At 49.5% G+C, this 14,513-nt stretch carries 16 protein-coding genes; all 16 read right to left on the bottom strand.

Features of this window, described 5'->3' with window-relative positions; translation table 11 throughout:
* Nucleotides 1–337 precede the first annotated feature (337 nt).
* The 16 genes from EFBL_RS07425 to EFBL_RS07350 all read right to left on the bottom strand — a co-directional run bounded on the left by EFBL_RS07425 (nucleotide 338) and on the right by EFBL_RS07350 (nucleotide 14,512).
* Nucleotides 338–1,114, bottom strand: a complete 777-nt coding sequence (locus tag EFBL_RS07425; RefSeq protein ID WP_096181507.1) for a YheC/YheD family protein — start codon at nucleotides 1,112–1,114, stop codon at nucleotides 338–340.
* Between the two features lie 120 nt (nucleotides 1,115–1,234).
* Nucleotides 1,235–2,149, bottom strand: coding sequence for an NAD(P)-dependent oxidoreductase (locus EFBL_RS07420; RefSeq protein ID WP_269432684.1), 915 nt, complete (start codon nucleotides 2,147–2,149; stop codon nucleotides 1,235–1,237).
* Between the two features lie 5 nt (nucleotides 2,150–2,154).
* Nucleotides 2,155–3,339, bottom strand: a complete 1,185-nt coding sequence (locus EFBL_RS07415; RefSeq protein ID WP_096181505.1) for an ATP-binding protein — start codon at nucleotides 3,337–3,339, stop codon at nucleotides 2,155–2,157.
* A gap of 158 nt (nucleotides 3,340–3,497) precedes the next feature.
* Nucleotides 3,498–4,226: a pseudouridine synthase gene (locus tag EFBL_RS07410; RefSeq protein ID WP_096181504.1), complete on the bottom strand. Its 729-nt coding sequence runs from the start codon at nucleotides 4,224–4,226 to the stop codon at nucleotides 3,498–3,500.
* 9 nt (nucleotides 4,227–4,235) lie between these two features.
* Entirely contained in the window at nucleotides 4,236–5,627 is a 1,392-nt protein-coding gene (locus EFBL_RS07405) for an RsmB/NOP family class I SAM-dependent RNA methyltransferase (protein WP_096181503.1), read from the bottom strand.
* 70 nt (nucleotides 5,628–5,697) lie between these two features.
* On the bottom strand, nucleotides 5,698–6,600 hold the full coding sequence (locus tag EFBL_RS07400) for an NAD(P)-dependent oxidoreductase (RefSeq protein ID WP_096181502.1): 903 nt from the start codon (nucleotides 6,598–6,600) through the stop codon (nucleotides 5,698–5,700).
* The gene (gene otnI / locus EFBL_RS07395; RefSeq protein ID WP_096181501.1) at nucleotides 6,597–7,415 is read right to left on the bottom strand and encodes a 2-oxo-tetronate isomerase; all 819 of its coding nucleotides are present in this window, start codon (nucleotides 7,413–7,415) and stop codon (nucleotides 6,597–6,599) included. Before otnI ends, EFBL_RS07400 begins: the two co-directional genes overlap by 4 nt.
* Before the next feature lie 119 nt (nucleotides 7,416–7,534).
* Nucleotides 7,535–7,957: an acyl-CoA thioesterase gene (locus EFBL_RS07390; RefSeq protein ID WP_096181500.1), complete on the bottom strand. Its 423-nt coding sequence runs from the start codon at nucleotides 7,955–7,957 to the stop codon at nucleotides 7,535–7,537.
* A gap of 24 nt (nucleotides 7,958–7,981) precedes the next feature.
* Nucleotides 7,982–8,512 carry a gamma carbonic anhydrase family protein gene (locus tag EFBL_RS07385; protein ID WP_096181499.1) on the bottom strand — a complete coding sequence of 177 codons (531 nt, stop codon included), beginning with the start codon at nucleotides 8,510–8,512 and terminating at the stop codon, nucleotides 7,982–7,984.
* 130 nt (nucleotides 8,513–8,642) lie between these two features.
* Entirely contained in the window at nucleotides 8,643–9,758 is a 1,116-nt protein-coding gene (locus tag EFBL_RS07380; protein ID WP_231705709.1) for a pyridoxal-phosphate-dependent aminotransferase family protein, read from the bottom strand.
* Between the two features lie 63 nt (nucleotides 9,759–9,821).
* A complete protein-coding gene (locus tag EFBL_RS07375; protein WP_096181498.1) occupies nucleotides 9,822–11,441 on the bottom strand; it encodes an MBL fold metallo-hydrolase RNA specificity domain-containing protein in 1,620 nt (539 codons plus the stop codon).
* A 176-nt stretch (nucleotides 11,442–11,617) separates the two neighbouring features.
* Complete coding sequence (locus EFBL_RS07370) at nucleotides 11,618–12,706, bottom strand: site-2 protease family protein (RefSeq protein ID WP_231705708.1); 1,089 nt, start codon at nucleotides 12,704–12,706, stop codon at nucleotides 11,618–11,620.
* Nucleotides 12,707–12,951: 245 nt separating this feature from the next.
* On the bottom strand, nucleotides 12,952–13,164 hold the full coding sequence (locus EFBL_RS07365) for a twin-arginine translocase TatA/TatE family subunit (RefSeq protein ID WP_096181496.1): 213 nt from the start codon (nucleotides 13,162–13,164) through the stop codon (nucleotides 12,952–12,954).
* A 15-nt stretch (nucleotides 13,165–13,179) separates the two neighbouring features.
* Nucleotides 13,180–13,743: a 4Fe-4S dicluster domain-containing protein gene (locus EFBL_RS07360; RefSeq protein WP_096181495.1), complete on the bottom strand. Its 564-nt coding sequence runs from the start codon at nucleotides 13,741–13,743 to the stop codon at nucleotides 13,180–13,182.
* Nucleotides 13,744–13,787: 44 nt separating this feature from the next.
* A complete protein-coding gene (locus EFBL_RS07355; protein WP_096181494.1) occupies nucleotides 13,788–14,054 on the bottom strand; it encodes a chaperone NapD in 267 nt (88 codons plus the stop codon).
* Nucleotides 14,055–14,065: 11 nt separating this feature from the next.
* The gene (locus EFBL_RS07350; protein WP_096181493.1) at nucleotides 14,066–14,512 is read right to left on the bottom strand and encodes a nitrate reductase cytochrome c-type subunit; all 447 of its coding nucleotides are present in this window, start codon (nucleotides 14,510–14,512) and stop codon (nucleotides 14,066–14,068) included.
* Nucleotide 14,513: the final 1 nt, after the last annotated feature.

Genomic DNA, 14,513 nt, shown 5'->3' with positions numbered 1-14,513 from the left:
TTTAGCCACCGGTTGCTTTTCAGCAGGCTTTAGCCTGAACAGCGACTTTCAGTCGCTCAGAGGAACCTACCGGCTTTAGCCGGTAGTCGTTCAGAAATGAAAGAAAAGATTGTTTGCCAAAAATTTGGGTCGCAGGCAAGTACCGACGGAATTCCTGGTGCCTCAGCAGAATCTTTGTTTTTTCCCATTTGCTGAAAGATCAGGGGATATGTGTTTTGTCCATGAGAAGCCCACCTAAAATGATCTGCCACTTTCCAGTTCATCTTATGAGACGGGCTTGCGGGCCGAAACGGATAGCTGACCATCATTACTCAAGTCAACGAATTCCCCGCAAAATTCATCCCTTGTTTCGCCGTCTTCGGCGATAAGCCGCCTCCATTGCTTTGATCTTCTTGTAGGTTGCTTTATCCTCCAGTTTGCGAAAGGCTGAGATGCCCGGCCAAGTGTTGGCTTCCAGCATCCATAGCCTGCCGTTTTTGTCAAAAGCAAGATCTACGCCAACTTTCCAGTATCTTTTATATTTGTAACGGTCCAGTCTGTTGCAAATTTTATGACTCGTCTCAATCAATTGCCGTTTCATGCTTTCGACATTTTCCTTCTTGAAAGACCTCTCCAGAGCGTCCTCCGCAGGAATAACCATTCCATGTCCCCGCCTGGCATTGGTTATCACACAATCCTTGTGCGCTACCCTGGCCAGCATCCCAACGTATTGCCACCTTCCCAGCGGGCTCCTCATCATCATCACCCGGAAGTCATAAGGTAGCCCGTCCACCTCCGCAAGATCAACCGCCCTCTGAATCACATATTTTTTCTGGGGGCGCGCTTCCCTAACCGCCTCGCTCAACACATCCAGCGAAGCTGCCACCTTGGGTTCTCCTCGTTCCCTAACGAACGCAAATCCATCCCTTGTTTTCCAGACTTTCACGATCCCTTCGCCACGATGGGCGCCGTTTGGTTTTATAAACACTGCATCGTATTTGTTGATAAACCTTTCGAGTGATGAACCGTTTAATACAGCAGTAGCAGGCAATAAAGAAAGAAATGATCTGTCCTCTGCAAAGAACTTCCACCACCCCCACTTCCCTGGCTCCGGGCGTCGTTTCCTGTTTGTCATATTCTCACTCCCTGACCGTGACGGTTTCTCCCAGTAATGTATGTCTGGGTTCAGGGATACGTGTGGCCTTATCCTTAAACAAAAAACACCCTTTGCCAGGGTGTCTGTAAAGTCAATAGCCTATCCTTGACTTTCATACAGCTTGTATAAAACTTGGGTACCGCATTCTTCATATCCCTGTTCAGCCAGAGTATCGTACAAGGATTTGGCCAACTCCAACCCGGGGGTCAGCAATCCCATTTCTTTGGCTGAATCGAGTGCAATCTGCATGTCTTTAATAAAGTGCTTCACGTAAAAGCCGGGTTCAAAATTTCCTGCAATCATTCGCGGGGCCAAATTGCTCAGCGACCAACTGCCAGCAGCTCCTGACGAAATGCTCTGCAATACCTGTTCCGGATTCAGCCCCGCTTTCTTGGCATAAGCCATAGCTTCACATACCCCAATCATATTGGACGCAATCACAATCTGATTGCACATTTTGGTATGCTGGCCGGCACCCGCCGCTCCCTGCAGAACAATATTGGTTCCCATAAGGCTCAATATGGGCATGACAGCTTCGAAGTCCGCCCGGTCCCCGCCAACCATAATCGACAGTCTGGCTTCCCGTGCTCCGATGTCTCCACCCGATACGGGAGCATCCAATGAATGAATACCCTTTGCTTTGGCGGCTTCATAGATTTTTTTGGCAAGTGAGGGAGAAGAAGTGGTCATGTCTATGATATAGCTGCCTTCCCTTGCATGGTTGACGATCCCGTTCTCACCGAGATAGATTTCTTCCACATCTTTCGGGTACCCTACCATCGTGATAATGACATCGGACTGCCGGGCAAGTTGGGAAATCCTTTTTTCCCACTTTGCTCCCAATGCCAGCAAATCTTCTGCTTTCGAACGCGTTCGGTTGTATACAATCACGGGATGTCCTGCCTTCAGCAAATGCCCTGCCATACTTCTCCCCATAACGCCTGTTCCGATAAAGCCAATCGTTTCCATAAATGACTCCTCCTTACTCTTCCTCCGGTAATGTCCGCTTGACAGCCCTATTATCTCTCATTCGAGGGAAAACTGGAACCATCGGCAAGAGGAAATGAAACTTCAACCGTTGTGCCCAAATCGATTTCGCTGTCAATTTTGATGGTCCCTTTGTGTTCTTGAACGATTCTGTAGCTTACCATCATGCCAAGACCTGTCCCTTTTTCCTTTGTGCTGTAAAATGGTTCGCCGATCCTTGCCAATCTCTCTTTGCTGATTCCGTGCCCATAATCGGTAAACTGTATGGAGACGGCATTGCTGTCAACTACCGTCTGAATTTCAATGCTTCCCCCTTTTGGCATCGCTTCAAACGCATTCTTCATGATATTGATAAACACCTGTTTGATTTGATCACTGTCACCCATAATGAGTGCATCTTCGGGAGCATGCCTCACTAGCAATACAATGTTTTTCATATTCCCTTCCGCCGTGAACAGTGTGATGCACTCGTCCAACAAGCTGCGGATATCGACGATGCCGTACTTCACCGGAAGCGGTCTTGCATAGCCCAAGAAACTCCCGATAATCGATTCCATTCGCTCAATTTCCATCAGAATCAGTTCAAAATACTCCTTTTTTACAATATTGGACTCCATCAATTGAACCATTCCCTTTATCGTTGTCAAAGGGTTTCGCATTTCATGAGCGATTCCGGCTGCCATTTGCCCGGCAACTGCCAGTTTTTCGGACTTTCTCAGCATCTCCTCCGCAGTTTTGCGTTCCGTAATGTCCACGCATGAAGCAATTACTTCTACCACCTGACCATTCCTGATAATTGGCCGTAATTGTGCCAAATAGGTAATTCCGTTACACTGGCCCTCATAAATAACAATTTCCCCATTCCACGCCCGGCGGTAATGCTTCTCCTTAACAGCCGCGATGTGAGGGGGAAGAAAATCTTTTAATTCTTTTCCCACAATCTGGTCCGAAGTCAATCCCATTTGATACATCAACTGTCCGTCGTTGAGCGTATGGATAAACTTGCCCTTCACTTCCTTGAACTTGAAAATCATACCTTGCTGGTATTTGATGGTGTCCATCAATTCCTGTTGTGTCTGGCGTAACGTTGCTTCCGCGCTCTTTCGTTCCCTGATTTCTTTTCTGAGCTTTCTATTGATGTGTAGGAAGGAGAAAAGAATACCCATTAAAAAAATGGTTTCAACGGTAAGCCAAAACCGCAATGTCGTTTCTGGCACGCATAGCCACCGCCTCTGTTTAAATCGATGATATTACATTTGCCAAAAAAATCTTTTTTCCTATCTTATAAAAAAATATAAATGACTTAAATTAAAAAACCGCCAAGCGCGAATGTGCTTGACGGTTACTGCCATCAAAACCGGTGTTGAATGTCAATTTACTGCCTCTTAAGAAGATCAATTTCCTCGTCCGTAAGTTCGCGATACTCCCCGGGTTCCAGCGATTCATCCAAGTGCAGCGGCCCCATGGAGATCCTCTTCAGGTAAGTTACTTTCTTCCCGACTGCTTCAAACATGCGCTTGACCTGATGGAACTTGCCTTCATAGATCGTGAGTTCAATCTCCGATTCCGAACCTGTCCGAAGGATGGTCAGTTCACCCGGCAGGGTCTGGTACCCATCATCCAGCACGACCCCTCTGCGAAACGCCTCGGCATCCGCTTCCGTGACTTCTCCCAGAACAGTGGCGCAATAAGTCTTGGGGACATGCTTCTTTGGGGACAAAAGCTGGTGGGCCAGTTTCCCGTCATTGGTCAACAGCAGCAGCCCTTCCGTGTCCTTATCCAGCCTGCCAACGGGAAAGGGGGCAAATGCGTAATGTTCCTGCGCCAACAGTTCGACCACCACTTCGTCATAATCGTCTTCCGTAGAGGAGATGACTCCCTTCGGCTTATTCATCATGAGGTAGATATACTCTCTATACCGGACGGCCTTACCATCTACTTCGATCCGATCCCGACTGGTCCATACGTGCATTCCAGGATCCTTGACCAATTGGTGGTTGACTGTTACTCTTTTGTCCTTGACCAGTTTTTTGATCTCTTTCCGCGTTCCAATTCCGATATGAGCCAGGATCTTGTCCAAACGCTGCCGATCTTTTTCCGACATAAGCCCCACCTACCTTTTCTCTCCGTCTTCCCATCGCCAACCGGGAGGAAACTCATTCTTCAGCCAATTGCCCGCCCCTTTGGCCCACCCGAGAGGATAGCCGTCAATAGTGACCAAATGCCATCCCTTGTTCCACTTTTTCCCCTCCAGCTGGAGGGTCTCCCCCCGCAGATAACGGATGGCTGTATATTTCTCCTGCTCATCTCTGGCCGACAACTCACAACGCTGAACAGCTTCAAGGGCGGCTTCCTTAGGCAACCCCAGGGCATAAGCAGAACTGGGATGAAACCGTCCTTTTTCAACGGTTCCAAGCAGCCAGCCGGATCGAAGCACCTTTAACCCTTGCAGCTTAGGCAATGCATTGCTTTCCCAAAGGATGTGGCCAGAACGTTCCACCAAAGTTCCCCCTTCAGGCAGCCAGTTGCGCCACTTTTTTGGGTTTCCCCATACCTGTTGGGAGCATCGATCCAACTCCTGCTCGGCAGTTTTGGATAGAGTATCCTTAGAAAAGGGCTTTGAAGATACCCGCAAAGTTTCCCGGCTTCCATGCAGGTTCCGGTTTCCCGATTGTTTCAGCTTGGCCGCGAAATGTCCTTCCCCCTTGACTTTATGAGGCCACAACCGGCACATCTCCAGCAATTTGATTTCGGGGTATTTCTCTATGAACCCCTGGATCTGCTGTTCATTTTCCTCCTTGGAGAAAGTGCACGTGGAGTACACTATTTCCCCTCCCGGCTTTAGCAGCAACGGTACAACATCTAAAATCGCAGCCTGCCATTCTGAATATTTGGCTACCTCATCCTGACTCCAACCGTTTGCCATCTCCGGTTCCTTGCGGAACATTCCTTCTCCCGAACAAGGCGCGTCCACCAGGACCTTGTCAAAAAATCCGGCAAACGCTTGAGCCAATCGTTCCGGCGACTCGTTAAGAACAATCGCATTGACAACACCGTACCGCTCGATGTTCTTCAACAACACTTTCGCTCTTTGGGGATGCAGGTCATTTGCGACCAGAAGACCTTCTGTTCCCAACCGTGCAGCCAATTGAATCGACTTCCCGCCCGGCGCCGCACATAGGTCAAGGACTCTGGAGCCCGGCTGAACCTGCAGCAATTCCGCCGGCAGCATCGCGCTTGGTTCCTGTATGTAATAAAGGCCCGAATAATAGTAGGGATGTTTGGCAGGCCTGACTGCTTCCTCATTATAATAAAAACCGTCTCTGCACCAGGGAACCGGTTCCTCCAGATAAGGCAGAAGCTCCTTTAATTTTGCAGCCGATATTTTCAGCTGATTGGCACGGACACCGGCTGCACGGGTCCGCTCATAACTTTGCACGAAAAGGGAGTACTCATCTCCCAACTGTTCTTTCATCTTGTTCAAAAAACCGGTCGGCAGCTTCATTGGCTCACTTCCTTTGACACAGAAAACGAGGGAGTTCGACACTCCCCCGGCTGATCCAGTAATGACACTATTATACAATATGAGAGTCTTTGACAACTACACTGCACTGTTTCTCCAGAGGCTGAATGACAGCGGACATATCCAGATCGGCGAGTCCCTGCTCGACTGCAACCGCCAGCGCTTCTGCCGCACCGCTTCCAGTTCGCGGCACCAAACCCGCTTTTTCAACCAACTCATTTGCCAGCTTCACGTCTTTCAAAACATACTTCACCGCTCCACCCGGTTGAAAATTTCTTGGTAACACATAATTCTCCATGTGCCGCCGCAGCATCCGGCTGTCTCCATAGCTGGTTCGCAGAATCTCGTATAACTGTTCCGACCTGAGCCCCAAAGCGGTGCCTGCAACCATCACTTCGGACGCTGCCAGGGAGTGGACAGCAACCAGATATTGATTCATAAGCTTTGCAACACTGCCCATTCCGGCCCCGCCCAGATAATGAATGTTGCTTCCCAAAACCTCCAGAATGGGAAGCACCCGTTCATAGGCAGACTGCTCGCCTCCCACCATAATCGTCAAGGAACCTTCTTCCGCCCCCTCCGGTCCGCCGCTGACAGGCGCATCCAGAAAGTGGATCCCACGCTCTTTCGCCTTTTCGGCCAATATAACACTTGTGTCCATGCCCACAGTCGTAAAGTCCAAGCATATGGCATCCTGCAGGCTGTTCTTCAGGATGCCTGTCTCTCCTTCATAAACATCCCATACGTCTTCCGGCATCGACAGGCAGGTACAGATTATATCCGACTCTGCTGCCAACGATGCAATATCTGTGGCAGCTGCCGCGCCAATCCTGAGCAGCGGTTCGATTTTACTGCTTGTGCGATTATAAACGGTTACGTCATATCCGGAATCAATCAAACGTTTGGCCATGCGGGAACCCATGACTCCCAAGCCGACAAATCCGATTCTTGTCATCTTCCAACACCTCTCGTCTCAGTTTCATTTCGGCAATCGCGGGAATGGGCTTGCATCCAATCAAAGCTGTCAATCGTTTTTCCCAGCGGGAAGTACTCCAGTCCGACGAAACCCGAATATCCTGACTCCTCCAGAAAACGGAATATGTTGGAGTAGTGGATCTCTCCCGTTCCAGGTTGATGACGCCCCGGATTGTCGGCAATTTGGACATGTCCGATCAGTTCCTTAACCCGACTGAAGGAAGCGAGAAGTTCTCCCTGGATTCGCTGCATGTGATAAAAATCAAACTGGATTTTCAGATTGGGCAACTTCAATTCATTCACCAATTGAACAGCCTGATCAAGGCTGGATAGCATATACCCGGCCATATCGTATGGATTCAGCGGTTCAATCAACAGGGTGATTCCATGATTTGCCAATCTGCCGGCGGCATAACTCAGATTCTCCCGGAAAACTTTCCATGCTTCTTCCGCCTGCAACCCATCCGGGCGAACTCCTGCCATACAGTGCAAGCTGGGACAGTCAAGAGCGAGCGCGTACCGGATGGCTTCGTCCACCGACTCATAAAACTCCTGCCTTCGGTCGGGAAAAACGGCTATTCCCCGGTCCCCTTTCTTCCAGTCACCCGGCGGAAAGTTGAACAAGACCACGTCCAGATTGCGGGATTCAATTTCACGCTTGATGGAATCTACCGGAAATTCATAGGGAAACTGGAATTCAACGTGGCGGAACCCGGCTTGTTGAGCCAGGCCAAACCGGTCCATAAATGGCGCTTCGTTGAAAAGCGTAGTAAGATTTGCGGAAAACTTGAACATGGCGGGATTCTCCCCCGTGAGCATTTTTCTAATTTTCTATTATTATAGTCCCTGTTTGATCATCCTGACCACTACCAGCATCGACACGACCCTCAGTTCGAAGCTTCGGGTGTTATCAATCAGGATTCATATTCTCTGATTCTCTGCCGGACAAAATCGGGAATCGGTCGGGAAGATTTGGTTTCCGGGTCGTAGCTCACATATATGGTTTGTGCAAGAAGCAGCGGTTTTTCCTCTCCTTCCCTTGTGATGGCAAAGTTGATTTTGATGCTGGATTTGCCCATCTCATCGGTTTTGCACCAAACTGTCAACCAATCGTCCAGGTGGGCGGGCCGCTTGAATTCCAAAGTCGTCTTGGCCAGAACAATATCAAACTCTCCGCTTTCCGCAAGTTCTGTCATGTTGAAACCCAAACCTTCCCGAAAATACTCGGTAACCGCACAATCCAAGTAGGTCAGGTAATGTGCGTTAAATACAATTTTTTGCCCGTCAATCTCGGAATAACGAACGCGCAACCGATAGAAAAAACGGTATCCTTCCATTCAAAACCCCTCCTTCATTTTGACTTAGTCCGCTTGTCCGCCATCGTTCAGATGTAATGACAAGTATTTGTCTTTAAGCGCCACGTAAGTTTTCGCACTTTCGTTCACCCACCATAGGGAGGCTCCTTCCAATGGTTTTTTCACCTGTGCAGGAATTCCCGCCACCAGGACCCGATCGGGTATCGTCGCTTTGGCAGACACCACACTCCCTGCGGCAACAATCGATTCCTCTCCGACATTTGCATCATCAAGCACTACAGCGTTCATTCCGATGACCGAGCCTCGTTTCACATGGCAGTTATGCAATATGGCACCATGTCCTACCGTTACATCCTCGCCTATGTAGCAACCTGAATTGGTAACATGAACCACACAGTTGTCCTGAATACTCGTTCGGGCCCCCACCACTATCGGTCCGAAATCACCGCGCAAAACGGCCCCAAACCAGATGCTTGCCCCCTCTTCGACTGTTACGTCTCCGATCAACTGGGCGGTGGGTGCAACAAAGGCCCCTTTGGCAACCTTGGGCCGCTTGCCGTCAAACTCAAACAGCATTCCCTATCTCCCCTTTCCCCTCTTGCTCTTGCATAGCTTCCTTTAGATTTATAATTTTCCAGCAGCTCCAAGATTCCTCCATTAAACGCTGAAAAGCACCCGCTTAAGGGTGCCTTCCTTCCATTCTTTGCTATTTGTTTCTGTTTAAAATGTCCTGCAGGGCGCCCATAAACAGCCGGACATTGGCCAGATTGGACGAGTGTCCCATCAATCCCACCCGCCAGATTTGCCCCTTCAAAGGCCCCAGTCCGCCGCCGACCTCAATCCCGTAAAGGTTTAGCAATTCCCTGCGCAGGCGGATATCATCCAATCCTTGCGGCAAACGGAAAGCGGTTAATTGCGGAAGCCGGTACCCTTCTGCCGCCAGCAATTCAAAACCGGCCGATTGCAGTTCCTGCTGCAACAGTTTGCCGTTGTCCTCATGGCGTTTATATACATTCTCCAATCCTTCGTTTAACAGAATGCGAAGTGCCTCGTGCAAAGCAAATACCATTGATATGGGGGCCGTATGGTGGTAAAAACGGTCTTCTCCCCAGTAGTTGGCGATCATGCCCAAATCCAGATACCAGCTTTGCACTTTTGTCTTCCGCTTTCGGATCGCTTGGACCGCATCGTCACTCATGGTCACCGGGGACAAACCGGGAGGAGCGCTGAGACATTTTTGGGTTCCGCTGTAACAAGCATCAATCCCATTCTCGTCCACATCCACGGGGATCCCTCCCAGTGCCGTGACGGAGTCGACTGCAAACAAAGCCCCATGCTCATGCACAATTTCACTGACTTCTTTCAGAGGCTGTCGGACACCGGTGGAGGTTTCTGCTTGCACAATGGCAACGAGTTTTACCTGTCCGTTTTTTTCCAGTGCCTTCCGGATCTCATCTGGATCGATCGGTTGTCCCCATGGAGCCGTTACCTCCACAACAGATGCACCGCAACGCTCCGCGACATCTTTCATCCGTTCTCCGAACACCCCGTTGACACATACAATTACCTTATCTCCCGGCTCTATCAGATTTACAAATACCGTTTCCATTCCCGCGCTGCCCGTCCCGGACATGGGAATGGTCAACTCATTTTTCGTCCCGAACACGGTTCTTAGCATTTCCCGGGTTCCGTTCATCACTTCAAAGAAATAGGGATCCAGATGCCCGACCAGAGGAGTGGCCATTGCTTTCAGCACATCCGGATGGACGGCGCTTGGTCCGGGTCCCAGCAAGAGTCGATTCATCGATTGCAATTGTTTCACGGCAAGAACCCCTTTCAATGTTCTGGCGAACAATAGTTTGCACTATCGGAAAACACTTGAATCCTACAGCTGATCGCTAAGATCCTCAAGCTTGTCGTTAACTTTGATCAGTCTCTCGGACAGCTTGAGCAGCAGATCTTGCGTCAGGCCATATTTGCCCAAAGCTTGGACCAGCCCATCCACATTATGCTCAATCGCTTGCATGTAGGCGTCAAGTTCCGCTTCTGACAAAACGGTTTGTTTCGTTTCCGGCTCTTTAGGCTCATCAATCTGGGGAGCCTGATCCCCTTCCAGATATACAGTTTCGCCCCTGGATGGAACATGGGCCTTCCAGCCGAGGTCCAGTTCGATCGCATGGGCAAATTCCCTGCTGGATTCCTCTTCCCCGTGCACCACAAACACTTGCTTGGGGGTGGTCCGGAATCCTTTCAGCCAATTCAACAATTGCTCTTTGTCAGCATGAGCGGACATTGCAGACAAATCATGAATCTTGGCTCCCACCCTTACATTTTGGCCCAGCACACGCACCCGGTTGGCCCCTGAAAGCAGCTTGCGCCCGAGGCTTCCCTCCGCTTGATATCCGGCAAAAACCACATGATTGTTCTCTTTCCAGAGTTGATGTTTCAAATGATGTTTGATTCTGCCCGCTTCCGCCATTCCGCTTGCCGATATGATAATGGCAGTTCCTTTTGTGAAATTGAGCCTCTGCGATTCTTCCTGTGAACTGATAAACCGTAACCCCGGGAAAGCCAGCGGGTTGTCCCCCTGCTTGAACAGAGCGGTGGTTTCTTCATCGTAATAGTCCGGATTGGATTGTACTATTCGCGTGGCGGAAACGGCCAACGGACTGTCCACGTATACCGGGATATCGGAGATCAGCCCTTTTTTGAACAGCTTGTGGAGTTGAAACAATATTTCTTGAGTCCTGCCCACGGCAAATGCCGGAATGATGACCAACCCATTGTCCTTTTGCGCTTCCCGGATGATGGAGAGAAGTTGTTCGCTTCGTTCGGCCACCGGAGGATGCAAGCGGTTCCCGTAAGTGGATTCGACAAAGATGTAATCGGCCTCTTCCACTCTTTCAGGATCACGGACAATGGCTTGGCCGGTAGACCCGATGTCCCCTGAGAAGACGAGTTTTGTTGTTTGTCCGTTTTCTTTGATCCAGAGTTCGATGATTGCCGATCCCAGGATGTGCCCGGCATCCATCATCCGAAAGGACACGGTTGGTGACAGCTCCACCACCTGATGATAAGGAACGGACACAAAATTCTTGAGAACTGCAAATGCGTCAGCCTGTGTGTAAAGAGGTTCCTTCTTCGGTTTCTTTCTTTGGCGACTGTGTTTTCGACTGTTCCATTCGTACTCCGTCTCATGAATATGGCCACTGTCAGGCAGCATGATGGAACAAAGGTCAAATGTGGATTTGGTGCAGATAATCTGCCCCCGGAAACCGTCCCGTTTTAATTTCGGCAGAAGACCCGAATGATCTATATGCGCATGTGTAAGCAGCACATAAGAAATCTCACCGGGGTGAAAAGGCCAGGCAGCAAAGTTCAGTTCCTCCAATTCCTTAGAACCTTGAAACATCCCGCAGTCCACCAACAGTTTTTCGGTTTGGGTCTCAATCAGATAGCAAGAGCCGGTAACAGTCTTCGCTCCGCCTACGAACAGGATTCTCACGATGCACGTCCCCTTGTCGTCAATCAGAAAATTATGACTCGTATATGTACTCTATATTACCAATTTCTGCTGGAATGGGAATAGATTTCGAAGAATTGACACGTTGAAGTAAAAAAATGACAAATAGCAATCGGCCTTAACCAAAGGCCGTTTGCTGTCCTTGTGGTGCTGGGAGACTATCCTGCCAGAGGGGGTGTTGGAATGGAAACAGCCGTATAGTACATGAGCCAGCCAAGAACTGCTGCCAGACCGAAATAGGCCAAGCCATATTTGATCCGGGTCGAAGTAGGGACTTTGTAATAATCTTCCTCGCGCAGAGGCGATTGACGGTACTCAGGGTAAGGAGTATAAGTAATTCGAAACCGGAACTTGACGAGTTGACCATACCAGATGGTCTTGAACAATTCGACTTTTTCAATCAGTCCTTCTTCGAATTTGAATTGTCCCACCTGTCCAATCCCGGGGTACGAAACGGAGCACAACTGTTCGTGGGATTCCAGACTGCAGGATTGTACAAACCCAACTTCCCGACGATGATTCTCTGCAGGAATGAAAACGCCCGATTCTTCAAAGAGTGTGGCTTCCAACAATAATTCTTTGTCCGTTTCCATTCGTTGTTCCTTTGGCTTTTTCCGCACGAAGGACTTGTAAAGCTCCCACGCGAACAACGCCCAGATTAACAGGAAAAGAATCGCTTTCAGATACAGAATTACAATCAGGCCGCCAATTAACCCGACAACCCAAAGCCAACGGGATATGGCCGTCACAATGCGCCCTCCATCGAGGGGATGAATCGGCAGCAGATTGATCAGGTTTAAGAAAAAGCCGACTTGTGCAACGGCATAAAGCGGGGAATAATCCGCAATCCGTCCGGCTATAAGCGCCAATAACGCTCCCAGGCTCCCAAGCAGCGGCCCCCCATAGGCGATGTAGGCCTCTGTCTCCGCATTTGAGGGCAGTTTTTTCATCGTAATCATGGCACCCAGAAAAGGAATAAACGCGGGGGCAGATACAGGCAGACCTTTCTGTCTCGCCGCCATAACATGACCCATCTCATGGATGAACAACATGATTACTATGCCAATGGCAAATGTCCAGGGATAAATCAAGGCATAAGTCCCCACCATCAGCGCCATGCTCCAGATGGTTCCGCCCACCTTGCCAAATTTCAACAAGGGAATCAGGAATTTCAGCTTCCCGCCAAAAGCGGCAAGCAGTGCCCCGATTCCGCCAAGAGTTTTCCAACTGTTTGATTTCTTGTTCACTCCGTCTGGCCCTCCTTGGGGGCTGTATGACCGATCCGGCATCCTGTTCCCTCCAACAAAGAGATTTCCCATAAGCAGGCCTATTATATCACAAAAAAATCTTTCCCTTGGGGCGGTTCAGAAAGCGACCTGAACCACCAAGGGAAAGCAATGTGATAAGGTGCAGCAATAAATTATCCGAACCAGGCAAAAAAACTGCAGACAGGAAATCTGCAGTCATTGCCAAAAATTGTCTTACTCGTTAGTTACTTGTTTGCCGCTTGCGCTTGTGATTGAGTTTGCGGCTTCCTGTCATCCGACTCGTATTCAAAGTCGGAAGTCAGTTCTTTGGTTGCTGTCTTGAATTCTTTCAGTGTCCTTCCCACTGCACGTCCCAATTCCGGCAGCTTGCTGGGGCCAAAGATCACGAGGGCAATCACCAGAATCAAAATCAGCCCTGGTATACCGATTGAACTCATTCCAAATTCCTCCTTTTATACAGGCTCAATGTATATAGCCCGGTATTCTGCAATGCAGCTTGACGCGCAATGCCCGCAGCCATTGCACAAATCGGAGTCCACCTGCAGACGCCCATCAACAAAAGACAATGCTCCCGGCTGAGGGCAGGACCGGACACAATAATCACAGATGGTTTGCCGCTCCGCTATGCAGTTGTTTCGAATCACCACAGCCCTGCCGATTTTGGGCTTCCGACCGTTTTTCAATTCAAGTGCTCCATCTCTGCATGCATCAACACATTTCATACACATGGTACACGGGTTTGCCTCTAGATTCAAATAGGGCGTTCCTACCGCAGCACCCGAGCCTGTATCAAGCGTCATGATTATTCCTTGCGGACAGGATATTGAACAATCTCCGCATCTGCTGCAGGTGAGCAAAAAGGACGACTCGTTTAAAGCTCCCGGAGGACGCACATGCTTCCTGGCGGTGTCAAAATGGTCTTGCACAAGAATGGTCACCGTCTTGAAAAGGGATTTTACATTGCTTTTAAGAAAATCCCTCCGATTCATTTTTTCAATTTCCGACGGTACTTTCATGGACCATCCTCCCGCCTCTCCGCAACGTCCCCCGAAGTTTGGTATTACTTGTCAAAAGCCCGATACTCCAAATCTAATGAGGGGTCATCCTCAAAATTGGTATAAACCAGGTAGACACCCGCCACATGGTCCACTTTCTCCAACTGCTCGGAAACTTCGTAACTCGAGTCAATGGTTTCGCTCTCCAGGGTTATGACGATCTTCTCATCTTCTACGTGATGAACCTCAACTCCGGAAATCTCCTTTAAAGACACAACTACTTCTTCTGTTTTCCCTTGTTTTGCCAGCACCAGAATTCCGGATATGACCATTCGCAACCCTCCTAGTTTTCCCTGTTGAAGGCCGGCTTGCTGTCGTTTTGCTGGGCATGACACTGGATACAGTAATCGCGGAAAATCTTGCCGCCCTGTTTCTCTTCATACCAATGATTGGGCGGAGGCGTGGGAGCACCCGTTTCTTTCACGCCATGGCAGGCCAAGCAGCTTTTCTCGTGTTGTTCCGGAATCCAGCGGTCAATATGATCTTTCGGCTGCATCGGGGGTGAACCGATCAATTGCATGGTTGCCGCGTCTCCACGGCCGCTGTCTTTCAACTGCGGAAATTGCAAGGGTGACTTCTCCTTCGAAACTGCCTGCTGCGCATTGGATTGCCCGGCGGATTGATCCGCTGCAGGCTTATCGCTGTCTTTCGGTGCGAATCCTATGAACGCAAGAACCATGACAAGGGCTCCGGCCATAGCGATAAAAAACTGTTTTTTGTAGGTAAACATC

This window comes from Effusibacillus lacus (assembly GCF_002335525.1).
GTDB lineage: Bacteria > Bacillota > Bacilli > Tumebacillales > Effusibacillaceae > Effusibacillus > Effusibacillus lacus.
This window is presented reverse-complemented; position numbering and strand designations above follow the sequence as displayed.

Excerpts from the sequence above, each read along its gene's own strand:
- EFBL_RS07425 (WP_096181507.1), bottom strand. The coding sequence starts at position 1,114 with ATGACAAACAGGAAACGACGCCCGGAGCCAGGGAAGTGGGGGTGGTGG.
- EFBL_RS07410 (WP_096181504.1), bottom strand. The coding sequence starts at position 4,226 with ATGTCGGAAAAAGATCGGCAGCGTTTGGACAAGATCCTGGCTCATATC.
- EFBL_RS07405 (WP_096181503.1), bottom strand. The coding sequence starts at position 5,627 with ATGAAGCTGCCGACCGGTTTTTTGAACAAGATGAAAGAACAGTTGGGA.
- EFBL_RS07400 (WP_096181502.1), bottom strand. The coding sequence starts at position 6,600 with ATGACAAGAATCGGATTTGTCGGCTTGGGAGTCATGGGTTCCCGCATG.
- otnI (WP_096181501.1), bottom strand. The coding sequence starts at position 7,415 with ATGTTCAAGTTTTCCGCAAATCTTACTACGCTTTTCAACGAAGCGCCA.
- EFBL_RS07390 (WP_096181500.1), bottom strand. The coding sequence starts at position 7,957 with ATGGAAGGATACCGTTTTTTCTATCGGTTGCGCGTTCGTTATTCCGAG.
- EFBL_RS07385 (WP_096181499.1), bottom strand. The coding sequence starts at position 8,512 with ATGCTGTTTGAGTTTGACGGCAAGCGGCCCAAGGTTGCCAAAGGGGCC.
- EFBL_RS07365 (WP_096181496.1), bottom strand. The coding sequence starts at position 13,164 with ATGAGTTCAATCGGTATACCAGGGCTGATTTTGATTCTGGTGATTGCC.
- EFBL_RS07360 (WP_096181495.1), bottom strand. The coding sequence starts at position 13,743 with ATGAAAGTACCGTCGGAAATTGAAAAAATGAATCGGAGGGATTTTCTT.
- EFBL_RS07355 (WP_096181494.1), bottom strand. The coding sequence starts at position 14,054 with ATGGTCATATCCGGAATTCTGGTGCTGGCAAAACAAGGGAAAACAGAA.
- EFBL_RS07350 (WP_096181493.1), bottom strand. The coding sequence starts at position 14,512 with ATGTTTACCTACAAAAAACAGTTTTTTATCGCTATGGCCGGAGCCCTT.